18 protein-coding genes are annotated in these 24,087 nt (G+C 63.0%); 9 read left to right on the top strand and 9 right to left on the bottom strand.

The window, feature by feature from the left end; all coding sequences use genetic code 11:
- From A5695_RS10940 to A5695_RS10915, 6 genes are all read right to left on the bottom strand, one after another.
- Positions 1-362 (bottom strand): hypothetical protein (locus A5695_RS10940; RefSeq protein WP_156749568.1); only part of this gene is annotated, 362 nt, incomplete at its 3' end.
- Positions 359-1,411, bottom strand: a complete 1,053-nt coding sequence (locus tag A5695_RS10935) for a phosphotransferase family protein (protein ID WP_068080972.1) — start codon at positions 1,409-1,411, stop codon at positions 359-361. The genes A5695_RS10940 and A5695_RS10935, both read right to left, overlap by 4 nt.
- Before the next feature lie 2 nt (positions 1,412-1,413).
- On the bottom strand, positions 1,414-2,367 hold the full coding sequence (locus A5695_RS10930; protein ID WP_082946004.1) for an oxidoreductase: 954 nt from the start codon (positions 2,365-2,367) through the stop codon (positions 1,414-1,416).
- Between the two features lie 48 nt (positions 2,368-2,415).
- Entirely contained in the window at positions 2,416-3,804 is a 1,389-nt protein-coding gene (locus A5695_RS10925) for an acyl-CoA reductase (RefSeq protein WP_068080968.1), read from the bottom strand.
- Positions 3,801-5,177: a hypothetical protein gene (locus A5695_RS10920; protein WP_068080962.1), complete on the bottom strand. Its 1,377-nt coding sequence runs from the start codon at positions 5,175-5,177 to the stop codon at positions 3,801-3,803. The genes A5695_RS10925 and A5695_RS10920 overlap by 4 nt, the downstream gene beginning before the upstream one ends.
- Before the next feature lie 354 nt (positions 5,178-5,531).
- On the bottom strand, positions 5,532-6,410 hold the full coding sequence (locus A5695_RS10915) for a helix-turn-helix domain-containing protein (RefSeq protein ID WP_068081010.1): 879 nt from the start codon (positions 6,408-6,410) through the stop codon (positions 5,532-5,534).
- A gap of 885 nt (positions 6,411-7,295) precedes the next feature.
- On the opposite strand from A5695_RS10915, the gene A5695_RS10910 reads away from it, so the two are divergent.
- Both A5695_RS10910 and A5695_RS10905 read left to right on the top strand, forming a co-directional pair.
- Positions 7,296-8,579 (top strand): cytochrome P450, encoded by a 1,284-nt coding sequence (locus A5695_RS10910; RefSeq protein WP_068080958.1) that lies wholly within the window; start codon positions 7,296-7,298, stop codon positions 8,577-8,579.
- Between the two features lie 151 nt (positions 8,580-8,730).
- Entirely contained in the window at positions 8,731-9,831 is a 1,101-nt protein-coding gene (locus A5695_RS10905; protein WP_068080949.1) for an ABC transporter ATP-binding protein, read from the top strand.
- A gap of 100 nt (positions 9,832-9,931) precedes the next feature.
- Here the strand turns inward: A5695_RS10905 and A5695_RS10900 are convergent, their stop codons facing one another.
- Complete coding sequence (locus A5695_RS10900) at positions 9,932-10,771, bottom strand: LLM class F420-dependent oxidoreductase (protein ID WP_068080938.1); 840 nt, start codon at positions 10,769-10,771, stop codon at positions 9,932-9,934.
- Positions 10,772-10,982: 211 nt separating this feature from the next.
- Positions 10,983-11,189, bottom strand: coding sequence for a ferredoxin (locus A5695_RS10895; protein WP_068080935.1), 207 nt, complete (start codon positions 11,187-11,189; stop codon positions 10,983-10,985).
- Positions 11,190-11,616: 427 nt separating this feature from the next.
- On the opposite strand from A5695_RS10895, the gene A5695_RS10890 reads away from it, so the two are divergent.
- The gene (locus A5695_RS10890; protein WP_068080934.1) at positions 11,617-14,010 is read left to right on the top strand and encodes a hydantoinase B/oxoprolinase family protein; all 2,394 of its coding nucleotides are present in this window, start codon (positions 11,617-11,619) and stop codon (positions 14,008-14,010) included.
- Between the two features lie 106 nt (positions 14,011-14,116).
- A complete protein-coding gene (locus A5695_RS10885; RefSeq protein ID WP_068080929.1) occupies positions 14,117-16,240 on the top strand; it encodes a hydantoinase/oxoprolinase family protein in 2,124 nt (707 codons plus the stop codon).
- Between the two features lie 321 nt (positions 16,241-16,561).
- On the opposite strand, the gene A5695_RS28435 is transcribed toward A5695_RS10885, so the two are convergent.
- Positions 16,562-16,861, bottom strand: coding sequence for a DUF3303 family protein (locus A5695_RS28435; RefSeq protein WP_156749567.1), 300 nt, complete (start codon positions 16,859-16,861; stop codon positions 16,562-16,564).
- A gap of 453 nt (positions 16,862-17,314) precedes the next feature.
- On the opposite strand from A5695_RS28435, the gene A5695_RS10880 reads away from it, so the two are divergent.
- The 5 genes from A5695_RS10880 (at position 17,315) to A5695_RS10860 (ending at position 24,019) form a co-directional block, all read left to right on the top strand.
- Complete coding sequence (locus A5695_RS10880; RefSeq protein ID WP_068080926.1) at positions 17,315-18,955, top strand: 4Fe-4S binding protein; 1,641 nt, start codon at positions 17,315-17,317, stop codon at positions 18,953-18,955.
- Between the two features lie 288 nt (positions 18,956-19,243).
- Positions 19,244-19,750 carry a flavin reductase family protein gene (locus tag A5695_RS10875; protein WP_068081006.1) on the top strand — a complete coding sequence of 169 codons (507 nt, stop codon included), beginning with the start codon at positions 19,244-19,246 and terminating at the stop codon, positions 19,748-19,750.
- Between the two features lie 987 nt (positions 19,751-20,737).
- Positions 20,738-21,946 carry a cytochrome P450 gene (locus A5695_RS10870; RefSeq protein WP_068080923.1) on the top strand — a complete coding sequence of 403 codons (1,209 nt, stop codon included), beginning with the start codon at positions 20,738-20,740 and terminating at the stop codon, positions 21,944-21,946.
- Positions 21,946-22,326, top strand: a complete 381-nt coding sequence (locus tag A5695_RS10865; RefSeq protein WP_068080920.1) for a DUF4286 family protein — start codon at positions 21,946-21,948, stop codon at positions 22,324-22,326. Before A5695_RS10870 ends, A5695_RS10865 begins: the two co-directional genes overlap by 1 nt.
- A 124-nt stretch (positions 22,327-22,450) precedes the next feature.
- Positions 22,451-24,019: an AMP-binding protein gene (locus A5695_RS10860; RefSeq protein WP_068080918.1), complete on the top strand. Its 1,569-nt coding sequence runs from the start codon at positions 22,451-22,453 to the stop codon at positions 24,017-24,019.
- Positions 24,020-24,087: the final 68 nt, after the last annotated feature.

The raw sequence follows: 24,087 nt of genomic DNA, 5'->3' as shown, positions 1-24,087 counted from the left end.
GTCCTCAGGCTGGCCTCCAGCAAGCACGACAGCATCTCGCTGGCTTGGTTGTAGGCGCCCTGGATGTCGTGCGGAGTGTCCCCGTCACGCTTGCCGGCGAGGTACTGCTGATGCGCCGCGGCCAGGGCCGGATCATCGGTGCCGCCGGCAAGTGCGCTGGCGACGAGGTTCTCGATCTCCTCGGACTCCGCGCGCAGCCAGGTGAGCTCGCGATCGGCACGCTCGGCGGCCACATGCAGAATAGTTCCCATCATGCCGATGGTTATTGCGACCGACTCGTCGGTTACCTGAGGCGCAACGGTTTCCAAGAGTTCGCGGCGCACCGTTCTGAGCATCTGACCGACGGATGGTTCGATAATCATCGCTGTGTCACTCCTGTCTCGACGCGACCCTCGAGTCGCACGGCGGCCTCAGCGACCAGACCCATATAGGCCTGATGAACCATCGAAATCAGTACCGAGCTGTAGGCCATCATCACCTTGTCAGTGGCTCCTGACACGTAGTCGGCGAGCTGCGTGATCAGCCCGGCGACCGGTTCGATCGAGCTGAGGATGGCGAAGTAGGCCACCACTGAAGGGTTCAGCTGTTCCTCGCTGAGACCGGTGAGTTCGCGGTAGCGCCCCAACAAGTGTTCGCCTGCGCTCGCGAACAGATCGGGCGGGGTGAAAAGACCGCCGAACTTGAGCATTCCGAGGTCCTCGCGCGGATCGCCGATGTGGGCAAATTCCCAGTCCAGCAAGCTCAACGAGCCGTCCTCGGCGACCAGGATATTGGTCGGATTGAGGTCGCCGTGGACCAGCGCGAGCGGCACCGGCGGCGGTCGGTGAGCGTCGAGCCAAGCCGCCACATATCGGATTACTGGATCGGATTGTCGCAACGCTTTCTCGCTGCGGCGAAACTGCTCGATGCGCCCGCCCAGCCACGCATCCCAATCCTGGGGGCGCGTCATCGCGTTCGGCAACGCATCGAGTTCGACAGCACTCACGGCGGCCGCGGCCTCGGCCAGCCGACCCGCCAGCTGCTGGTGATCCTGGCCGCCGTCACTCAGGACGGACGTCAGCTTGGCTCCGGCATGGTGATCGAGGATGACCGTCTTTGAGCCAAGAGCGCTGCCGTCATGATCGAACCAGCGCGCCGCGGGCATGGGGACAGAACCAAGGCCGGTCAAGGCTGACAGGAGCTGCCACTCTGCGGTGAGATCGGTCTGGAAGAACGACTGGCCTGGTGGCGCATCGGCCCTGGACACAAAGCTCTGGCGTCGACCTTGAACGTCAACCTCGAACCGTGCCATCACCTTGCTGTAGCGGCCGGGGATCGGGTCGTAGTCGATGATTTCGGCTCCCGCCATCGCGGGCTCCTGGGCGGCAACGAATGCCTGCAGCCGCGCCACCACTTCCTGGGCCTGGCTCATGGTCAGCTCTGTCCTTCCGAAACTTGGATCATTGGCCACGGGTAACGCACGCTCGTCGCCGCCTCGGTCAACTCCCAGAGCCGTTGACCGGCCACGGCGTTGCGCTCCGCTCGTGAAAGCGCGATCCGGTGGGGGCGACCCGACAAGCCAAGCGGCCCGTCCGGCCCGATGTATTCGCCGCCGACGAGCCCGGGATGGGTGGCTGCATAAAGCGTGGGCAGCGCGCCCATCGGCGCGCTGTGCAGAAGCGGGCGCAGCACCGTGGCGGTGGCGAGCGCGTAGGCGCGGTTGTGTCGCATCAGGCCGGTGTGGGCGCCGCCCGGGTGGGCGGCAACAGATACCAAGCTTGTTCCAGCCGCCGCGGCTCGCCGGGCCAGCTCGGTCGCGAACAGCAGGCACGCCAGTTTGGACTGGGCATAAGCTGCCAGCGGCCGGAATTGCGTACTCTGCCAGTTGAGGTCTTCCCAGCGCATCCTGGTGCCGGGAATACGCGCCGCCACCGATCCGGTGGTGATCACGCGGGCTTGTGGTGCACGGAGCAACGACTCGAGCAGGCGGCCGGTCAGCGCGAAATGGCCGAGCAAGTTGATGCCCAGGTGAGGTTCGAACCCGTCGACCGTGGGCTGGTTGGGTGCCAGCATCACTCCCGCGTTATTGACCAAGATGTCCAGACGATCGGTCAGCTGGTCGACTACCGCCGCCGCGGATGCGATCGACCGAAGGTCTGCGAGATCGAGGGGCACAATTTCGGGTTGAGGACCGCTGCGGGCGGCGGCACGAATCTCGGCAAGCGCGGCGACGGCGCGCTCGTGGTTGCGACAGCCCATGAGCACCCGTGCGCCCTTGCGCGCCAAGCCGATCGCTACTTGCAGCCCCACACCGCTGTTGGCGCCGGTGATCAGTGCCGTCTTACCGCTTTGATCCCCGATGCGATCCGAGCACCAGTCTGATCTCACGCGCACTCTCCCACTCCGGTCGGTGGAATCGATAAGTTCATCGCGCGCTCACAGGTCTTCATCGCTGACCCAGCGGACCATTCGTTGCAACGGGAAGAATCCGTCATGTGGCAGCCCATGGTTGGCGACAAGACCCATCGCGTTGCCGAGATCGACCACCCGCTGTACCCCCGCGCAAGCCAGGGCATTGCGCAGCTGCACCTTGCGCGTAGTCGGGTAGACGCCAACGGTCTGCGTCGCCACCGTCGCCCGGTGGGTGGCATCCTCGAGCCGGCCGACCGGCACGACGTTGACGGTCTTGGCGCTGGGATGGAAATCGACCGGCTCGTCAGAGCGGAGCACTAAACCACGGCCGTCGCACTTGCCCCAGACGCGATGCGACTCCAGCATCTCGAAAACCTCTACGCTGTCGCGGATCTGGCGGTCCGGCTTCCAGATCTGCGCGTCGGACCATGCGCGGTCCGCGGCTAGGGCCGCCGCGAGCATCTCGCAGTAGGTGTCGATCTCGGCGAGTGAGCCCTCGATGAATTGGTAACGGCTGGCAACGCAGGCTTCCTGGTTCATCACGGTGACGTCGGTAGCCGCCAGCTCAACTACCCGCGCCAGTGTCTGCTCGTCGGTGAATGCTTCGCGACCGATCATTGAGATCGACGCCTTCGGATCGAATGCGACGAGCTCAAGTCCCGGCCCGAGGTATCCGACGATATGCCGGATTGTGTTTTCGCCGCCCCACGCCACGACCTTGTCGAAGTATTGGGGGCGTAGCAGCAGACTGTCGACCGATGCGTCTCCCCCCCGCCAATACACCGCCGAAAACGACCGCACGACAGGGTGATCCGGATCGATCGCGATCATCGTCCGCAGAATTGCCGTCGCGGTGCACAGATCGTTCGACGGCAGCTTGAGCAGGTTGATGCCTTTGGTCAGCGCACCCCGGATGATGCTCATCGCCGCCCCGCCCGGACCGTTTCCCGGCATGACGTGCAGCAGCCGCGGCGGGAATGCCCGGATGCGGGCTGGGGGCAATCCCGGCCGATGAACCGGCACCCAACCATCCAAGACTGCTGATCCCAATTCGCGTTCGATCTGGTAGCCCAGCGCCTCGGGCTCAAACATCTCTGCCAGCTCGCGGTAGGAGTGCTCGATGATCCGCCGACTGTGGGGGCTGACCCCGCTCATCATCTCTGCTGCTTCGGCCAGGTAAGGATTGGTGTCGTAGTCGAGCTGGCGGCCGGTCTCACCGAGGAACTGCAGCACCTCGTTAATCGGCACGTCGAACGCGGGGCCCGGCGTCGAACGTGGCACGACGAGCTCGTCGAGGTCCAGCCGTGGGGTGAGGACGCGTTCGCCGATCCGGCTGGAATGCTCGACGGCGTCCCCAAAGCGCACGGTTCCTTGAACGATGTGTGGAATGCGGATCGCGGCGGTGACGGTCACTGGTCCATCCCGTCAAGCATCCCGCGCAGATAGGCGTCGATCGTCCCTGCGCAGGAGACCTTGTCGTCACCTCCGGGCAGGTCGGCGTACCGTGTCACGCCCTCCTCAACCGCCGGACTCGGGCGGCCGCACGGGCAACCGGCGAGGTTGACGACCCCCCGATCGCCGCTGACCAGGGCGCCCCAATGCCCCTCGAGCGACAGGTCGAAGAAAGCCAGTCGTCCTTCTGCGCGCCCGGCTTGGGGTGCGATCAGGTTCTCGCCTTCGTCGTCGAGGACCATCGCGATCACCCACGGCGGCAAGTGATAGCGCCCTGCCGTACACCTCGGGTAGATGCTCAACAACTCTGACATCCCGTAGAGCTCGAAGTATCGCGAGCCGGGAATGCCCAGCGCGGTACGAACTTGATCCTGGTAGTCATCGGGGACGTCCACACCCTTTCTGCCGCCCCCCGATAGCACCACCGAATCCGGATGAACGCCACCGTCCCAGCCCCGTTGCTTGGCTGCCTGCAACAGGAAGAACAGCGTCGTCCACACACCGATGAACATGATCGGCTCGCGCGAATGCCGAATCACAGCGTCGGTCAGGTCGGCGATCTGTGCTCCCATTGCCGCCTGCCGCTGCGCCGCCCGCCGCTCGAATTTCTCCACCTCACTCGGTGGCGCGGCCCCGGCGGCCATCTCGCGCCGTAGACGTCCAATTGCGTTCATCTCGCTGACGGGCACCCCCTCGTCGCCCAGGTAGAACACCGCCCCCTGGCGCCCGAATGCCACCGCCTGGCGCCCGAAGCTATCCATCATTCGGTGAAAACCCCGCTTGGGCACCAACATGATTACCGGGTGATTGGCGTTGGGCTCAAGGCCCGCCCAGCGCCACAGAGCCGCGAAATTGCGGACGTCACGGTCACGGTCGACCTCGTCAACTTGAAAGATTGAGCACCGGCCCGACGTGCCGGTGGACACGTACACGTAGTGGCCTGCCTCGCGCAGGCGGGTGAGCCAGCCATCGAGGTTGTCGACACCAGAGAAATCTACGTCTGCCGCGCCGGACTTCGTCGACAAGGCATCTAACCAAGTCGCGAGTGCCTTCCAACGGCCTTGTGCAAGAAAGGATTCCGGATAGCTCTTGTACGTCGCATCGGAGAAAAGCAGCGGGATGATGTCGTGAACCGCGTCGATTCGGGTGATCCCGCAATCAGATGCTCTTCGATCCACGAGCGGCATCACCGAACGCGCCGACGCGAGGCGCTCGTTGGCCGCCGCGAACTGCAACCCGTAGACATCCTCGAGCTGATAATCGAACGGGTCCTGGGCGTCAATCCGTTCCAGCAGATCCTGCACCGCCGATCCGACATGGGTCGCATCCGTCATCCTTCGTCCTCTCGTTGCCTGCTCACGCAGAAGAGATCGCGCGAAACTCGTTTCCGTTGGCCCCACCTGCTGTTGACCAGAAGGGGCATGTTGCCGCCTGGGACTGTTGTCCTGGCATTCACGGAGTGATGCAGCCGCCGTTGTCCGGGCGTGGTCACGGCTTGCACGTGAAGCCTTGGGAAGTAGGGAAATCGGCAGACAATGCCTCGAACATTGTCTCGGTTCGGGTGGCGTGAACCAGGCAATCGCTGATTTGAGCCGACCTCTGCGAGCGGTATCGGCAGAACACAGTGGATAGCCCCGATACCGTCGAATTCGCGCAAAGCACCCGTTGACCTGGCGTGGGTCCAGGCGTCATCGAATTAGACCGTGGGTTGAGCTTTCGGCTCCCTGACCATGTTGAGCGGCCCAGGAAGCGAGGAATCGAAGCGACTGGTGAGACGGGGAGTCGGGTTCGGCGGTCATGACGAGCAGCTGCTGCTCCGGGTTTGTCGCGCAGGCGAGGAGTTCCCAGTCGACGATGATCTCGCCGGCGACCGGATGGCGCAAGGTCTTGGTGCCCGTAGTTGCACTGACAACGTGGCGGGCGGCCCACCACTGGCGAAAGTCTGCATCCTTTAGTGAAAGATCGCCGACAAGCTTGGCTAGGCGAGGGTCATCGAGATACTCGGTAGTCTGCATGCGCAGGAAGTCAACGCTCATGCGCGCGATCTGCTCCCAGTCGGCAAGCGCGCCGCGCACCTGGGGATCGGTGAATAGCAGGCGCACGTAGTTGCGCTGGCTCTCCGGAATTTTCGAAAAGTCGGTGAGCAGTGCGGCGGCCAGCGGGTTCCAGGCCAAAATGTCCAAGCGGCGGCCGAGGAGCACGGCGGGGCTGTCTGTCAACTGGTCCAGAATGCGATGCAACGAGGGACGGACGGCTTGAGCTGCGCGCCGACGCGGCCGGGCAGGACTCTTGCCGGCTAGTCCTGTCAGGTAGTCACGTTCGTCTTCGCCGAGGCGCAAAGCCCGCGCCAGCCCGGCCAAGACGGCTGCGGATGCTTGGACGCGTCCCTGCTCGAGGCGCGCGTAGTAGTCGGTGCTGATCGAGGCGAGCAGGGCGACCTCTTCGCGGCGCAGCCCTTTGAGCCGTCGTGGGGATCCCCGATCGGGTAACCCGACCTCGTGCGGCGTCAGCTCAGCTCGTCTGGCTTTCAGGAACTCCCCGAGCTCATTGAGTGTGTTCTGGCTCACCTGTCGGCTGGGCATACGTCAAGATGTCATTTCGCGACCGGTGCCGACAAGGGAAAGTTTTTTCCTAGGAACCGATGATGCTCTGCACACTGTGCGAACCCGGCCACGGACCCGCATGGCGTCGACACCAGACCGAATCGCATCCACCCTCGGGAAGGTCCGCCTTGTCAAGAACGCAAGTTTTCTGACATGGCCGTCACTAAAGCGGCCGCGGCCACCTTCCGCGCCGCCAGTGGTGTGGGCCATGTCCCACCGGTTCGAGAAGCGCCAGGTGAACCATCGCCCGCGCTCTGGACGGCCGGACCTGTCCCTCTGCGCCACGGTCGGCGCAGACGCGCCGAATAGGCCCAATTGCTTTGTGGCGTGGGCGTATTCGAGGCGGAGGTTAGGGGCAGCTTACGGCGATGAGCGCAATCCCAAGGTCGTCCCGTCCTGCGCCCTGCCGCCCACCGGCAAAGCTGTCGTGGATCGCATCATCACCTACCTCGCGGTCATTGACATTGCAAGGCATGACCGCGCACCGATCGTGCGAGAACTAGTCCCAGGGGTCAGTCTTGACGAGCGGGTCAAGGGCACCGGGGCTGCGTTCGACACGACTCAATGCCGGTGACCAACATGCGGCCATGCTCGGCTGACGCGCGCCTGCTGGCCGATCGCTACCAAACCCGCCAGACGGAAAAGCAGACGGAAAACCAGTACCGCCGGCCCGGGTCGCCGGTGGGGCCGCAGTCTTGACCGCCCCCTCACCGGTGTCCCGTTCTGCGGTCCATCACCAACTCCGCGACCCCGTCCACGCGGCGTCGCAGACAACGACCATTGCCTGCGAGCGCGACGGTTGCTAGCCTCATCAACAGTATTGTTTATTAATTTGGAAGGGTTGTGTGGATGACGACGCAGTCAACACCGCTGACGCCGCTCTTTGAGCAGGAGCAAGACGCGATTCGCTGCCCTTATGCGAGTTACGCCGAGCTTCGAGACACCGCGCCGGTGTTCCACGATCCACTGCACGACGTCTACGTCGTAACGCGACACGCTGATATCGAGCGGGTCACGACGCAGCCGCAACTGTTCTCGAACCAAAACCCGATGGGCCCCACCGTCATTGAGGCGATGGGCAACCTCCCGAGGGTGTTGAAGGACCTTCCGCCCGACGTGGTCGAGCTGGCGTTCGTCGCCCTGAGCAAGGGGCAGGTACTACTCACTCAAGATCCTCCGGAGCACACCAGGCATCGTCGGATCTTGAACCGGGCCCTGACTCCACGCGCAGTCGCACGTATCGAGCCGGATGTTCGGGCAGCGTGCAACAGTTTGATCGATGACTTCATCGACGATGGCCAGGTTGACCTTGTTCCGGCCTACTGCACACCTGCACCAATCCATGCACTGGCGACGTTGATGGGTGTCCCCGTTGAACGGAGCAAAGACTTCCACCGGTGGGCCAAGGCGCTTAACGCCGCGATTGGTGCGACGATGACCGACGAGGCCCTATTGGCAAACGTCTATGAGCAAATCGAGTTCTGGGAGTTCTGCGAAGCAGAACTGGCCGACCGCGCAAAGAACCCGAAAGACGATCTGTTCACCGCAATCGCGAAGGCCACCAAGGAGGACGAGGCCCCCCTCACGCTCAACCAGACGATCGGGCTGTGCGTTCAGCTGATCGGCGCAGGATCTGACACGACGACCAAGCACATGACCAACTTTGCGTTGATGTTGTGCCGTGACAAGAGCCTCCAAGACCACCTGCGCCGAAGCTATGGCGACCTGCCTGCCTACCTCGAGGAGACCTTGCGCGTCGAGTCGCCGGTGCAGGGAACGTTCCGGGTGGCCACCGAGGACACCGAACTCGGGGGAGTGAAGATCCCCAAGGGCGCATACGTGTGGGTGGTCTGGGCGTCGGGTAACCGCGATGAGCGCGTATTCGACCAGCCGGAGATCTACAACCCATTGCGTACGCGAGTCCGACCTCATCAGGCATTCGGCCATGGCCCGCATACCTGCTTGGGTTCACCGCTGGCTCGTAGCGTGTCGCGGATCGCTTTCGAAGTCCTTTTCGATCGTCTTGATGACCTCGAGCTGCAAGATCCTGACTTCGTGCCCGTCTACGACCGGAGCTACGTCTTCCACGGAATCTCCTCGCTGCCAGTGAAATTCCGAGCGGCGACGCACTAAGAGCGGCAGGGGTGTCGGCCGGTCCGGGCGGACAGCAGCAAGGGACGTGGTGATGAGCTGACCGAGCCTTTTCGTTCCGCAGTGGTCGCGGACGGGAATCGGCGCCGGCGTGGCGCTGGCGCTTGGTTCACCAAAAGGGAGGGCGTTTCACATGGGCATCGCTATCCAGGTTGACGGACTGACCAAATCCTTCGGGACCTCGAGGATTTGGGAAGACGTGACGTTGGAGATCCCTGCCGGGGAGGTCAGCGTCCTGCTGGGGCCGTCGGGTACCGGCAAATCGGTGTTCCTGAAGTCCCTGATCGCTCTACTGCGGCCCGAGCGCGGTTCGGTCCTCATCGACGGCACCGACATCCTGAGATGCCCAGCCAAGAAGCTCTACGAGATCCGCACCTTATTCGGCGTCATGTTCCAGGACGGCGCGCTTTACGGCTCGATGAACCTGTTCGACAACACGGCGTTCCCGCTACGCGAACACACGAAGAAGAAGGAACGCGAGATCCGTGACATCGTCATGGAGAAGCTGACCGTGGTGGGTCTGGGGGGCGACGAGAATAAGTTCCCCGGCGAGATCTCCGGCGGTATGCGCAAGCGCGCCAGCCTGGCCCGCGCCCTGGTGATGGACCCGCAGATCATCCTCTGCGACGAGCCCGACTCCGGTCTGGACCCGGTCCGCACCGCCTATCTGAGCCAGCTGATCCTCGACATCAACGCCCAGATCGACGCCACCGTCCTCATCGTCACGCACAACATCAACATCGCCCGCACCGTGCCGGACAACATCGGCATGCTCTTTCGGCGCAAGCTGGCCATGTTCGGCCCGCGTGAGGTGCTGCTGACCAGCGACGAGCCGGTCGTGCGACAGTTCCTCAATGGCCGCCGCATCGGCCCGATCGGCATGTCCGAGGAGAAGGACGAGGCGACGATGGCCGAAGAGCAGGCCGCCCTCGAGGCCGGCCAGCACGCCGGCGGAGTGGAGGAGATCGAGGGGGTGCCGCCGCAGATCGTCGCGTCGCCGGGGTTGCCCGAGCGCAAGGCCGTCGGCCGCCGCCAGGCGCGGGTGCGCGAGATTCTGCATACCCTGCCCGAAAGCGCTCAGGCCGCGATCCTCGACTCACTGCAAGGCACCGATGGATCTGGTGTACATCAGTCCGCCGACAACCGCCTCAACGGTCGACATTGGGACGCCGATGAAACGCCCACCGCATCGATCCCGGTGATATCGACCTCTACCAGCGGCGGGCGAATCTAGCTCAGCCGGTGCGCCCGGGGACGATCGGGCGCGCTCAATTCCGGCGCGAATGTCTCGCTAGTCAAGCGATCGCACGCTGCGTCACCTACGGTGACGCGTTCTAGGACAGGCCGACAGCCGAGGCGTATTCGCCAACTTGGTCGATGGCTTCTTTCCCCTGACCCGGATGCACAAGAAAGACACACCGCGAGACGCCCATGTCAACGTAGGTTTCTACGTACTCGGGTTGGGCCAGAAATATGGAAACCGGGATGGGGTCACGCCCGGCATCGGCGGCCATCTCCTGCAGCTTCGAGATGCGCTTTGCCAGCGCTTGAAGGTCACGCTGGTGGCCGGGCATCCATTCGTCGCCATAGGCGACTACGCGCCGCAGCACGCCTGCTCCGCCACCACCGACAATGATGGGTGGGTGAGGACGCTGCGCTGGTTTGGGCCAGGAGTAGATCGGATCGAAATCGACGAATTTTCCATGGTATTCGGCCTTTTCGTGCATCCAGATCTGCTTCATCGCATCGATCCGCTCGCCGAGCAGTTCTATCCGAGTCTGTGGGTCAGTGCCATGATTGCGCATCTCTTCAAGGTTCCAACCTGCGCCGACGCCCAGCAGCAGCCGACCGTCGGCCAAGTCGTCGAGAGTGGCAACCTGTTTTGCCATCAGAATCGGGTCGCGTTCGACTACCAGGCACACACCCGTGCCAAGCTTGAGCGTCGAGGTCACCGAGGCGATAGCGGCAAGAGTGATCAGCGGGTCGCGCGAGCGGTAGTACTCACGCGGCAATTCACCGTAGGGCGGCATCGGAAAAGGGGTCTCGCGGCTGACCGGAATGTGGGTGTGGTCACCGAGGAACAAGGCCTCGAAGCCGGCGTCTTCAACTGCCAGCGCGATGTCGCGGGGATCAGCACCCTCGTCGGTGGAGATCATCCCGATCGCGAATTTCATAGGTGCACTCCCCTACATTCGATACGCACTGCAAAGGGCAGCCTCGCGTACTCAGCCCGTTGGCGTTTCGCCATGATTTGTGCGTGTTCCCCGCCGCAGACCGGCGACGCCACGGTGTTCTCCCGCACCGACCATCCGTGACAGCACCTCAGCTGCCGTATTCCGGAGATGAGTAAGCGACCGCCGCGCAGCTCGACTGGACCACAGGAGCTCAACGCTCCTCGATCAAGATAGCCATCGTGGGGCAGATCTCGGCGGCGTCGCGCGCGAACTGGACCGCATCCTCGTCGTCTACATGGTCAGCCTTCAGGTGAACGTAGTTCTCCCCGGGACGTAGTTCAAAGATTTCTGGCGCTGCGCCTTCGCAAAAGCCGCTGCGCGAGCAAAATGTCTTTTCGATACGAATGTCAATGCCCATATTCGACCTCCAGGTCCGCCGCCGACGTTGACGCCCGACGCTGCGAGCTTATTCGGACCCAACGCGCAGCGTCAACTGTATCGTTGACGATCCAAGCAAGGCGTTCGGCGGCCGTCTGTGCCTTTTTGCCGCCCGCCGCTGGCCAACTCTGGTGCGGTCTGAGCGCTGCGCGGAAGCGGGGGCCGGGGGCAGCGGTGGTCGACGGCGTCGCTGTGAGCAGCGGCAGGCAAAACGGCACGAGGGGCGCCGTTGCTTCGGATCGACAAGGCCCGCCACCCGGGGGCCGCTACCCGGGGCTATCGTTCTCAACGATGACGTTGACGGAAAGGTCGACTCTTCGATAGGGTCGTAGCACATAACCGAATCTCGGCGGCAGCGCTTTCGGCGAGCCAGAGATGCGCCCAACGTCGGGCGGAGAGGACTAGAGATGACGACACTCTCGGCACCCAAGGAACAGCTTGGCGGGATCCTGGGCACTGAGGCGGCCGACGATGAGCGCAGCGCCTACGCGTTTGGGGACGCGACCTTTTGGGATGGCCGGCTGCATTCGTATCGCCCAGCCCACGACTGGATCTCGCGAGTCTCGCCCGACCTCGAGTTGTATACCGAGATGGAAAATGACCTGGACCCGGTGACGTTCGAGGTCATTCGCAACCGGCTTTGGACCATCAACCTGGCCCACGGCGAGACGCTGACGCGTATCTCGGGCTCACCGGTCTTTCAGTCGTTGGACTTCAACATGTGCATGATGACGGAGCGCGGCGAGATCGCGATGAACGCCCCGTTCCTTCAATGTCTGGTCGCTGGCACCTCGCTTGCCGTCCGATACATCATGGAGAACTACAGCGAGGACCCCGGCATTCACGATGGTGACATGTTCCTGGGGACCGACCCTTGGGTCGGGGCGGTCCATCAGATGGACGTGTTGATCGCCTGCCCGGTGTTCGTTGAGGGAAAGCTGTTCGCGTGGGTCACCAATGCCGGCCACCAGTACGATCTGGGCGGCATCGTCCCGGGAGGCTGGCCACAAAACGCCCCCGACGCCTACAGCGACCCGATCACCTTCACGCCCTTCAAACTGGTCGAGCGCGGAAAGCTGCGCAAAGACCTCGAGGCCATGTACCTCCGTCAGTCACGCATGCCCGACCTGCTCGCATTGGATCTGCGGGCCCAGCTCGCTGGTGTGCGCTTTGCGGCCACACAGCTCAAAGAGGTGTGCGAGCAATTCGGGGCGCCGACCGTCAAGGCCACGATGAAGCGCATCCTGGACAACGCCCAGCAGTCCATCCAGGACAAGCTCCGTCGAATCCCGGATGGCCGCTGGTCAGAGGTGCGCTATTTCGATGAACGAATGCCGGGCGACCGTGAGACGCACCGGATGCAGGTGAACCTCACCAAGCAGGGCGACAGGATCGTCATCGACAACATCGGCACCGATGCGCAGGTTGAGGGGCCGCTGAATTTCGTCTACGCGGCCTTTTCCGGTCAGTTCCTCGGAGCGGTCGCGGTAACGATGCTCTATGAGCAGATGTTCTCCATCGGTGGCGCGGAACGCCAGATCGATTTCCACACGACGCCGGGTCTCATGACGTGCGCCGATCATCCGGCCGCAGTCAGCGGCGGCGTGCTGAGCATTGTCGTGCATACCAACGCCATCATGCAGGTCATCGCTCGGATGCTGATGTGCGATCCCGACCTTCGCCATGACGTGTTGGCGTCGGGACCGGGCTGGCCGTTGCTGGTGCTTGCCGGCACCGACGACGCCGGGACCTACTTCGGCACAGCGTTGATGGATGCGGTGGCGATGGGTTCGGGGGCGCGCTCGTCGCGCGATGGGGTGGACACCGGCGGCGCGACGTGGAGTCCGTTGATGAAGCTGCTCAACATCGAAGACATTGAGCAGTTCTATCCGATCGCCTACCTGTATCGCGCAGAGCTGGAGGACAGCAGCGGCGCTGGTCGGTACCGCGGCGGTGTCGGAATGAAATTCGCTTTCACTCCGTATCGCGCGCGAGAAATCTCGGCAATCACCAACACCGGAGGCATGGACGTCTCCACGCACGGCGCAATGGGCCTATTCGGCGGTTACCCCTCACCGACCTGCCACTACGTGGTCCGCAAGGGAACCAACCTGGCCGAGGTGTTCGCGAGCCGGCGGGTGCCCGTCAGCGTTGGCGAACTGGCCTCCGACGACGACCTGGTGCTGCGCGGCAAATCCAACGGAACAGTGCTGCTGCCAGGAGATGTCGTGGAGGCCACCTTCAGCGGTGGCGGCGGCTACGGAGACCCCCTGGACCGCGAACCCGAACGTGTCGCCGAGGACGTAGGTCTGGGATATGTGTCCGCAGCGGCCGCAAAGGATGTCTACGGGGTCATCCTGGCAGCAGACGGCTCAGTCGATCTCGCCGCGACCAAGACTCAGCGGGAGGCGATGCGCGATGAACGCAGCCGCTGGCAACCCGCGGCGGAACTCGACAATGCCGGGGCCCAGAACTCATTCACCGCGGCGACCGGCGAAGACCCGCTCGCGGTGCATGAGTACGTCGTCGCCCGTGATGAGGGAAACCAGCGGGTACTAGCGTGCTCGCGATGCACCTTCGTCCTCGGCGACTACGGTGACAACTACAAGCGGGGTCTGCTGGTCGACCTTGGTGATGTCACCAATATCCCGACGGTCGGTGACCCCTCCCTCTTCCTCGACGAGGAGATCCAGTTCCGACGGTTCTGCTGTCCTGGCTGCCACGTGCTGATGGCCACCGAGATCGTGCGAGCCGACGAGCCCGTGCTGGACGAAATGCGGCTCGGGTCGCCCGCAGTGTGACCGTGTTTTCCGCACGCGGCTGGTTTTGGTCCGAGCAGCAACAACCCATCCGGCGCCGGCCAACGGCCCGGTAGGGCGAGCGAGTTCTGTCATAAAAGGAGATCGGATGGCTTATGTAATCGGTGTCGACATCGGCGGCACCTTCACCGACTGCGTCGTCATCGACGATGCGGGCAAGGTGACCATTGGCAAGGCCAGTTCCACACCGCCGGATTTCCATACCGGATTCGTCGACTCGCTGCGCTCGGCCGCCGAGCGGATCGGCATCAAGCTGGAGCAGCTTATTTCTGAAGCGCACGGCATCTACCACGGATGTACCGTCGGCACCAACGCCCTTGTCGAAGGTCGAACCGCCAACGTGGGAGTTCTGACGACTCGAGGACACCGCGACTCACTGTTCGCCATGCAAGGCGGCGCTCGGCTGGTGGGACTACCGCCGGAGGGCATCGCCCATGTCGCCGCGCACACCAAGCCAGAACCGCTGGTTCCGAAGGCGATGGTCGGTGAGGTCGACGAACGGATCGCTTTTGACGGCCAAGTGCTCGTCGAGCTGGACGAGGAAACCTGCCGCGCCGAGATCGCGCGGCTGCGCGACGCGGGTGCCGAGGCGTTCGCCATCTCACTGCTGTGGTCGGTGGCGAACCCCGTGCACGAACGCCGGGTGCGCCAACTCGTCGAGGAGTGCGCTCCGGGCACATTTGTCTCGGTATCCTCCGAGGTCATCGCCCGAAACGGCGAATATGAGCGGACCGTGGCGACTGTCGTCAATTCGCTGACCGGGCCGGCGATGACGGCATATTTGACGGAGCTTGAGCGCGACCTGCAGACGATCGGTTACGACGGCACCCTGCACATCATGACCTGCTCCGGCGGGTTGATCGATTCGGTATCCGCGCGGAACCTGCCCGTGTTGACCATCGGGTCGGGCCCGGTGGCCGGCCTCATCGGCGCCAGTGCACTGAGCCAGGCGAGTTTGGCGGCCGGCGATGGCGAGCGCACGGACGCGTTGGATGTCATCACCGCGGACATGGGCGGTACGACGTTTGACGTGGGTGTCATTCGGGGTGGGGAACCGCTGAGCCGCGCTTCTACGTGGCACGGGCAGTACGTGTACTTCGTGCCTACCCTGGATGTTCGCTCGATCGGCTCAGGCGGAGGCAGCATTATCCACTTCGATGAGGACATCCGGACCTTGCGGGTGGGCCCCCGCAGCGCTGGCGCCCGGCCCGGCCCGGTCGCGTTCGGTCGCGGCGGGACCGCGCCGACCGTCACCGATGCCAATCTCGTGATGGGGTACCTCAACCCGGACTTCTTCCTTGGCGGCGCCATCCAGCTCGATATCGCGGCGGCCCGCGAAGCTCTCGGGCGCGCCGGAGCCCCGTTGGGGTTCAGCCCTGACGAAACCGCTGCCGCGGCGATCAGGATTGTGGACAACCAGATGGCAGATGCGATCCGCCTGGCCAGCGTGCAGCAAGGCTACGACCCCAGGCGATTCCGGATGTACGCCTACGGCGGTGCTGGACCGGTACATGCCACGGCGTTGGCTCGCGAACTGGGCATGGGAGAGGTGATTGTGCCGCTGAGTGACCTCGCCGCGGGTTGGTCAGCATTCGGCGTGGGATCCTCGGACGCGGTGGTGGTCGAGGAAATGCCGAAGATCCTTTCCTACCCTTTCGACGTCGATGCGCTCAACGCGTCGTGGGCCGAACTGGAGGCTAACGCGACGGCTAGGATGTCGGCGCAAGGCATCAAGCCCTCAGACATCAAATGGGAACGTTTCGCCGACATCCGCTACACGATGCAGATCAACCAGGTGCCGGTGCATGCCCCGCTTGGCTCGTATGGCCCTGAGGAAGTTTCAACGCTTGCAACGAGGTTCGAGTCGGATTACGAGCGACTGTACGGCGAAGGCAGCGGATATGCCGATGCGGGAATTACGTTGACGGCGTTGCGTGTTCGGGCCAGCGCCAGCGTCAGCGATTTCACCCTGTCGACCGCCACCAATGGACACCGCGGTAACGCGCCCCGATGCAAGGGTGAGCGCGGGGTGATTTGGTATGAACGCGGCTTGGAGCGTGAACCGACTCCGATCTACGACGGCGAGACGTTCGTAGCCGGCGGCACGATCGAGGGACCCGCGATCGTGGAGTTCACCGATACCACGCTGGTGCTACGCCACGAACAGCGTGCGACCGTCGACGACTTCGGGAGCGTGCGGGTCTCGACCTGACCACCGCCTGAGGATCACGGGAACGTGGCATCGTAACGAGAGCCTGCTTTAGCGCCGAGGCCTACTCCCCGGTTTCCCCGTTGCGCAATCCCGAGCTAGTCGCACGGTCCGTGTCTGGCCGGCGCCGGGTGCGCATGAAACGAGGACTGCCTTTCGGCACCACTCGGCACCGCGAGGGCTGCACTAGTTATTAGTTGCTCAGTGCATAACCATCGGGATGGATAGAAGTCCACCGAGATCGTAGTCTGCGCTTAGCTTTTCAGTTTGCGCAGACCCCATAGCGAAGCAGATGCGCGGCAGCCGGGGGCCACCCAAATCCGGTCAACTAGCTTGACGCGGGACATCCATTCCGTGCGCACGCCAGTGCTCCAACAGGTCGATCGCCGGATGGACATCTATGGCGACCGGGGCCCAAAAGTCCACCATCTTCTGGATGTCGTAGTTATCGGCCGCTTCGAATACGAGCACGTCAGGAGTGCTTGTGCCGACGGCTCCATATGCGGCCAAGATGTTGAGGCCGCTGGGGCGCTCATTCTCGTTCCACCATTTGTGCGCTTTAGCCGCAACCTCGGGTCGCGGACGATCGTGCGAATCAATTGTCACAAATCCGATGAAAAGCATAGTCGCTCCTAACTAGTCGCGGATCCGTCGCAGTACACCACGGTCGCTCGGCCGGGCCACATTGGGCTTCGCGCTGGGAACCTGCCGGCGCCCACCCTCCAGCGAACCTACCGGTACTCCACCCTCGATTCCCACGGCCGCGGGCAAATGGTCAGTTATCTGGGCTTCGACGAAGCATCATCCGACGCTATGGCCAACGCTATCGTCGTGAGCGACAACCGTCAACACTGTCGTAGACAATCTGTTAAGCGATCTGCTAGCTGAAGCCAGGAGATGGACAGTAGTCAACATAGGTGTTGTAGGATAACGTGCGACTGGCATCGAGTGCGGCGTTAGCCCGGCAAACAAGCGCCGCGAACTCGACGGGTTATGTGTGCAAGGACTTTGACGATGATGCGCCCCTAGCGTGGCGGCGTGTGCAAAATCGGGACGCTCCGCGGTTAGGGGGTAATTGTGGCGTACGTGATTACGCAAAATTGCTGTAAAGACGCAAGTTGCGTCCCGGTATGTCCGGTGGATTGCATTCGCCCGGTGGCGGGTCAAGGAGAGTTCACCGATACCGAGATGCTCTACATCGATCCGGTGGAGTGCATCGACTGCGGGGCATGTTTGGAGGAGTGCCCAGTCGATGCGATCTACTACGCCGAGGATCTGCCGCCCGAATTGCAGCGGTTCCGCGACATCAATGCCAGGTACTTCGAGCGCCATCCCTTGGCGACAAGCACGACGACTCACGGTGTTGATCACGCCTCGGTGGAGCCGGGGTCGCTGCGCGTTGCGATCGTGGGTGCAGGCCCGGCGGCGTGCTATGCCGCCGGCGAGTTGATGCGCGTCGATGGCGTAGAGGTCGACCTGTTCGAGCGGTTGCCGACTCCGTTCGGATTGATTCGGGCCGGGGTAGCGCCGGACCACCAGCTCACCAAGTCGGTGGTTCACATCTTTGAGCCCGTCTTCATGAGCCCCCGGTTTGGTTGCCACCTCAACGTGGAGGTCGGACGTGATCTGACCCACGAGGACCTGGTGGCCCATCACCACGCGGTGATCTATGCCGTCGGCGCCTCACATAGCCGGAACCTTGGCATCCCAGGTGAGCAATTGGCTGGGAGTTATGCGGCCGCCGATTTCGTGGCGTGGTACAACGGGCATCCCGATCATGCTGACGACGTGTTTGACCTGTCAGCGGAGCGGGCGGTGATTGTCGGTAACGGCAATGTGGCGTTGGATGTGGCGCGAGTCTTGTTGTTGGGCCAAGAGGCGCTGGCCAAGACCGACATTGCCGAGCATGCGGTTCAGGCATTGGCGCACAGCAACGTTCGTGAAGTGGTGATCGTGGCACGCCGCGGCCCCCGGGAGGCCGCTTATTCGGTCGGAGAGTTTGCGGCATTGGGGCATCTGCCCGGGATCGATGTCATCGTGGAAACTGAGGGCTTCGACGCCGCAGCCGACGACAACGTTGAGGCGCTACTCAAGCTTGAGATTGCTCGTGAATACGCTGCGCGCACACCGGATCCAAACAACAAGCGCATCATATTCCGCTACTTCACATCGCCAGTGGAGGTGGTCGGTGATGACAAGGTGACTGGACTGCGGGTGGTCAATAACCGCTTCGACGAGTCAGGAGGACTGGTACCTGGCGATCCCGACATCGACAGCGAATTGATCGAGACACCGTTGGTCTTGCGCTCGATCGGCTACCGCGGCTCGGCGATCGAGGGCCTGCCTTTCGATCCGGCGACCGGCACGATACCTAACCAATCCGGCCGGGTGCTTGGCGAAGACGGTGAACCGCTGCCTGGTGTGTATGTGACCGGTTGGATCAAGCGCGGCCCGCGGGGAGTGATCGGAACGAATCGAAGCTGCGCTGAACAGACTGTGGCCCAAATTTGGCAGGATTTCGACAGTGGCAAGCTGGCACGCGATGCCAACGATCGCACGAAGCTGCAGGAACTGCTGGGACGGCGCGGGGTCGACCCAGTGGACTGGCGGGGTTGGCGAGCCATCGACCGCGCCGAACGCGAGCGCGGCGCACAGGAATCGCGGCCCCGAGTCAAATTCGTAGGAATCGCCGAAATGCTGGAGACGGCTAAACGCTGACTGTTGGCAGCCGTCCGCAAATTGGTCTTCGAGTGGATGGCAACACGTCGAGGTATCGAGACGTGACGAGGCCTTGCGCCCGCTGCCACTGCCTACCGTTATCAGCACCCTCGTGCTGCGTGGCCGGCTAGCGGCACGTTTGTTCAAAGTGCTGCGGGCGACGTTACAAGTTCGGTGACCAGCCAACTGATGCGAACGGCAGACCACAGCGCGCTCTGTTCGAGGCGGACACGACCGTTGTCAACAACTCCGTTGACCATGCCGTCGCACCCGCTTATCATGAAGGACATGACAAGTTGGTCCACTGAATCGCTCGGAGTCAATGCTGAGTCCGAATTCCGGCGCGTCCTCGGTCATTTCCCCACCGGCGTGGTGGCGGTCACAGCCTTTGACGGGGAGCCGGTCGGCATGGCCATCGGCTCTTTTACGTCGATCTCGCTTCAGCCGCCGCTCGTCGGCTTTTTCGTTGACCAGAGTTCGACGACGTTTCCACGCATCCAAAACGCGGGGGCGTTCGCAGTGAACGTGCTGGCGCACAATCAGAGTGAGGTCTGCGGGCTCTTCGGGAGGAAGGGGGCCGATCGCTTTGCTGGCCTTGATTGGGAGCCTGGCCATGGCGGCGCGCCGCTGCTACGCGACGCGCTGGCCTGGATTGAATGCGACCTCACCGATGTCACCGCCGTCGGCGACCATTTCTTGGCCGTCGGAGCGGTTCGGCGCCTGTCGGCCGCCGATGAGCGCAGTCCGCTGATCTTCTTCGGTGGGGATTATCGGCTATTGCGCCCAGCGTCTTGACCGGCCGCGCATCGCGTTCTCCCTCGAACCAGGGGCGGGAGGTCCGTCGCCGGCCAAAAGGGTCGCCGGCATGCTCAGCAGAATCGGTCGGCTGCCGTGAAAGATCGTTTGACGGGCCTGATCCGATCTCTAACTGGGCGTTGCAGTCGGTGTCCGGCTGTGGCCAGCCGGAACATCGCTCGAAGAATCCACGCGAATTCTGCGGCGGCCGGGGCAAACACACGTGGTGGATCGGAGGTCGACGTCCTAGCTGACCGGGTGTCTGCGACAGTCGGCCTGGTCGGGTGGGGAAACCGCGGAACCGGCGCAGAGGATGGTCGCCCGCGTTTGGGCAGTGCCTCGGGATGCGTGTCAATGAGTTCGGCGGTGAGGGCGGCACCTGATGGCGAAGGCCGTAATCGGGGTCAAGCTCACCGGCCCGATGGCCCCACTGCTGTGTCCACGCACCATCACGTCTTTCACCGTTCGAGATGCCACATCGGGGACCCGCCAGCCCCACGCAAAGAAGGCGGCGCCTGGGTTCCGCTGGCAATCGTCGTCGCTCCGGGCGCCGGATACGTTGACCCCGCTGCCAGCGGCAAGGGCAAGGGCACAAAATATCAGCACTAGTGTTGACGAAAGAGAATCAAGGAATTACGTTGAGCATGTGCCTCTCTTTGCGACTGGGCCGACCCTGGCAGGCGGTCTTGCGGACCCGGGACACCGTCCCATCGGATGGTCCAACGCGACGCAGGGGAGTGCAGTCGGCAAGGAACTTGACAAAGACCACAGGAGCTCAGGACTGTTACTCGGGAAGCATGCGGTGACGGTTTCGGCCCGATTGATAGGGACTTGGCGTGCCACACAGCCCGCCACAAGCCCCCTGACTTGGCGATGTCCGATAACAGCGCCAATCCCACCCACTTCTCGGTGCCGTCGGATCTCGCTGTCTTCTTCGCAGCATCGACCGAGAACCACGCCTGATAGCACTCAAAGGAGAGAATTGCTGTGAGCGGAGAGCGCGTTGAATTCGGGTCGGCGGAGATGCTGGAGGACCCGTTCCCGTTCTTCGAGTCTCTGCGGACAGAATCGCCTGTGTTCGCAGTGCCGTCGCGCGACGTCTACCTAGTGACACGGCGCGAAGACATCGAATACGTGGTGCGACACCCCGAGCTGTTTTCCAGCAAGGGACGCGCCTCGCTGGAAAGCTATCCGGGCCAACGCTACCGGACAATGCCGGACTTGACCGGCACCGATCCGCCCGAACACAGGGCAATCCGGGCTGCTCATCTCCATCTCTTATCGGCCAAGCGGCTGCGCGAGATGCGCCAGGGGCTGGAGGCAGAAGCCCACCGGCTCATCGATCAGTTTGTTGGCCAAGCGGAAGTCGAGTTCATTTCTGCTTTCGCCAAGCCGTTTCCGGCTTGGGTGATGGGCAGCCTGCTCTGCGTCCCGCGTGAAATGCACCAGCAACTCGATACCTGGGCCGGACAATATTTCGACCTGTTCGACAAGAATCTGCACCATCCCAACCCCGAAGGTGCAGACCCTGACCTGGTCGCGAGTTTCGTCGATTTCATGAACTTTTGCGGGGACCTGGTAGTCGATCGCCGCGAGCATCCCAACGGGGATGCGCTAAGCGAGTTCGTCAATAGCCCCAAAGAAGACGGGTCGCTGTTCACGGTCGACGAAATGGCCAACTACGTGCGCCTGCTTGTCGTCGGCGCCCAGACGAGCACCTATCTGATTGCCCAGTCGCTGATTGAAGTGGTCAATATGGACGATCCTGGGGAACTCAGCAATCATCGTTACCTGCAAAAGGTGCTCGATGAGTCACTGCGGAAGGACGGGCCTGCCACTTACGGGCCGCGGGTCTGCACCGAGGATGTAGAGATCGCGGGGGTCAAGCTCGCAGCCGGCACGCGCGTGTTTCTGGCCTGGCAGTCGGGCAGCCGTGACGAGAGCACCTTCGAGCGCCCCACTCAATTCGACCCAAACCGTCCAAACTTGGCCAAGCACTTGGGGTTTGGACTGGGAATCCATCGCTGCATCGGGGCGCCGCTGGCCCACGTCGAGGGCGAGGTCGCGCTGGAGGCGATGTTCTCGCGGTTCCGCGATATCCGGCTGTCGCCCAAGAACGACTACACGCACGACACCACGTTGACGAGCATGCGGGCGCTCAAAGAATTACATCTTGAGTTGAAGGCGGCCGACTGATGACACAGAATCAAGGTGCTCCGCTGGTTTTCGCGTTGTGTGTCAACGTGAGAGCTGAGCGCGAAGAGGACTTCAACCGCTGGTATGACACGGACCACCTACCCGCGATATTGAAGTGCCCTGGTGTGATTTCCGGTCAGCGCTATACGGCTGAGCGAGTCGGAACCCAGCCCCTCGACCTTGCCACCTACTGGGCGTTCTATGAGGTCGAGTCGGAGGCGGCTATGCACTCCCCGGAGATCACCGCATTGGCCACCGATGGTTTTGGACCCTTCGCCGACAGCGTCAGCCATGTGCGGCGGTACTGGTTTCGGCCGCTGCAACCGCTTGCCGACGCTGACCGCCAGCTGCCGGCGAACGGCCTGACCAGAGGGAACTGACAATGTCGGCGTACGGTCCAATGCCGTCGTTTTCGGTGAAAGACGGGATTTACGAGCACGTCTGGGTGTCACGCGAGTATGGCGCCGCAGACCAGGGTCACCTCCTTCATGGCTGGGTGGTCCGGTGAACTTCGTCGCAGCGCTGGAGTGGAGCAGCCGACGTCACCGCGACCGTGTCGCGGTGACGACACCCGCGGTTAGCCGTACCTACGGGGAGGTCGACGCGCGCGCCAATGCGCTGGCGCGCGCACTTATCGAGCTCGGGGTGAACAAGGGCGATCGTGTCGGTATCAGCATCGGCAACCGGGTCGAGTTTCTCGAAACCGAATGGGCCGTCGCCAAGGCCGGTGCAGTCCGGGTGCCCATGCTGGTCGCCGCTTCGACCCAAGACATCCGCTACTACATCGAGTTCACCGACCTGCGGGTCATTGTCGCCAGCCCCGAAGCACTGCCCCGAATACGCGCCGCTCTTGACGAGATGGGCTCCGCCGCGGACGGTTTGACTGTGGTGGAGATCGACGCCGCCGCCGGGTGCGAAGATTACGAGTCCCTGATCGCCCGATATGACACTGCGCCGCTCGGGATTTCGCTGGCGGCTGACGACCATTATGCGATCCGCTTCACCGGGGGGACCACCGGCCTGCCCAAGGGCGTATTGATGAGTCACCGCAGCGTGATGGGCATGATCAATAACATGCTGCTGTCGCTCGATGTGCGTCGCGACGACGTGTTGTGCCACTTTCATCCGCTGTCACATGCCGCCGGGATGCTGTTGTCGACATGGTGGATGCGCGGAGCGCGGCAGGTCATCATGCCGGCCTTCGACTTCAAGGCGGAAGCTGTGCTCGAGGTGATCGAACGGGAGAAGGTCACCTCGCTCTTCACTATCCCCACGGCGCTCAATGTGCTGTTGGACTGCCCCTCCCGCACCGACTACGACACTTCATCGCTTCGCCGCATTTACTACGGTGGCGCGCCGATTGCGACGCGGCGCATCACAGAGGCGATTGACGCGTTCGGCCCGATCCTGACACAGGTCTACGGCCACAGCGAGTCACCGATGGTGCTTGCCGTGCTCGAACCCGAAGACCATGTCTTCGCCGGCGAGCCACCAGCACGCCTTGCCTCGGCAGGACGGCCGATCTATAACGTGGAGGTACGCATCCTCAACGAGGATGAAAAGGATTGCGCCGTCGATGAAATCGGGGAGATCGTCAGCCGCGGTGACAACCGGTTCGTCGGGTATTGGAAAAATGATGAACTTACGGCGAGCAAGACGCTCGACGGCGGTTGGGTGCGCTCGGGCGATGTGGGCTATTGGGACGACGAAGGCTACCTACACCTGGTGGATCGCCACGACGATCTGATCATCACCGGCGGATTCAATGTCTGGCCGGCAGAAGTTGAAAAGGTCATCGGCGCCCATCCGGGTGTCGCTGAGGCGGTTGTCGTCGGGCTTTCGGATGACCACTGGGGGGAGGCGGTCACCGCTGTGGTGGTGTCTCGGGCGGGACACACCCTCATCCCGGAAGAACTGGTGCAATTCGCCAAACAACGCCTAGCCCCCTACAAGGTTCCCAAGCGGGTCTACATCCACGATGGGCCGCTTCCCAAGAGTCAAGTCGGAAAGTTGTTGCGACGAGAGGTTAAACAACACTATTCGGAAGGGGAGCCTGCCCGTGAGCGCGGCTGACCCCTGAGTTGGCGCCTTACTGTACGTCCGGCAAGGCAGGAGCGAGCAATTACTTCGGCGCTGGTCGG

It is taken from the genome of Mycobacterium sp. E1747 (assembly GCF_001667775.1).
Lineage (GTDB): Bacteria > Actinomycetota > Actinomycetes > Mycobacteriales > Mycobacteriaceae > Mycobacterium.
This window is presented reverse-complemented; position numbering and strand designations above follow the sequence as displayed.

What these genes read in the sequence shown, in the direction of transcription:
- A5695_RS28435 (WP_156749567.1), bottom strand. Translation starts at nt 16,861, where the DNA reads ATGCTTTTCATCGGATTTGTGACAATTGATTCGCACGATCGTCCGCGA.
- A5695_RS10905 (WP_068080949.1), top strand. Translation starts at nt 8,731, where the DNA reads ATGGGCATCGCTATCCAGGTTGACGGACTGACCAAATCCTTCGGGACC.
- A5695_RS10890 (WP_068080934.1), top strand. Translation starts at nt 11,617, where the DNA reads ATGACGACACTCTCGGCACCCAAGGAACAGCTTGGCGGGATCCTGGGC.
- A5695_RS10895 (WP_068080935.1), bottom strand. Translation starts at nt 11,189, where the DNA reads ATGGGCATTGACATTCGTATCGAAAAGACATTTTGCTCGCGCAGCGGC.
- A5695_RS10920 (WP_068080962.1), bottom strand. Translation starts at nt 5,177, where the DNA reads ATGACGGATGCGACCCATGTCGGATCGGCGGTGCAGGATCTGCTGGAA.
- A5695_RS10885 (WP_068080929.1), top strand. Translation starts at nt 14,117, where the DNA reads ATGGCTTATGTAATCGGTGTCGACATCGGCGGCACCTTCACCGACTGC.
- A5695_RS10935 (WP_068080972.1), bottom strand. Translation starts at nt 1,411, where the DNA reads ATGAGCCAGGCCCAGGAAGTGGTGGCGCGGCTGCAGGCATTCGTTGCC.
- A5695_RS10900 (WP_068080938.1), bottom strand. Translation starts at nt 10,771, where the DNA reads ATGAAATTCGCGATCGGGATGATCTCCACCGACGAGGGTGCTGATCCC.
- A5695_RS10910 (WP_068080958.1), top strand. Translation starts at nt 7,296, where the DNA reads ATGACGACGCAGTCAACACCGCTGACGCCGCTCTTTGAGCAGGAGCAA.
- A5695_RS10865 (WP_068080920.1), top strand. Translation starts at nt 21,946, where the DNA reads ATGACACAGAATCAAGGTGCTCCGCTGGTTTTCGCGTTGTGTGTCAAC.
- A5695_RS10875 (WP_068081006.1), top strand. Translation starts at nt 19,244, where the DNA reads ATGACAAGTTGGTCCACTGAATCGCTCGGAGTCAATGCTGAGTCCGAA.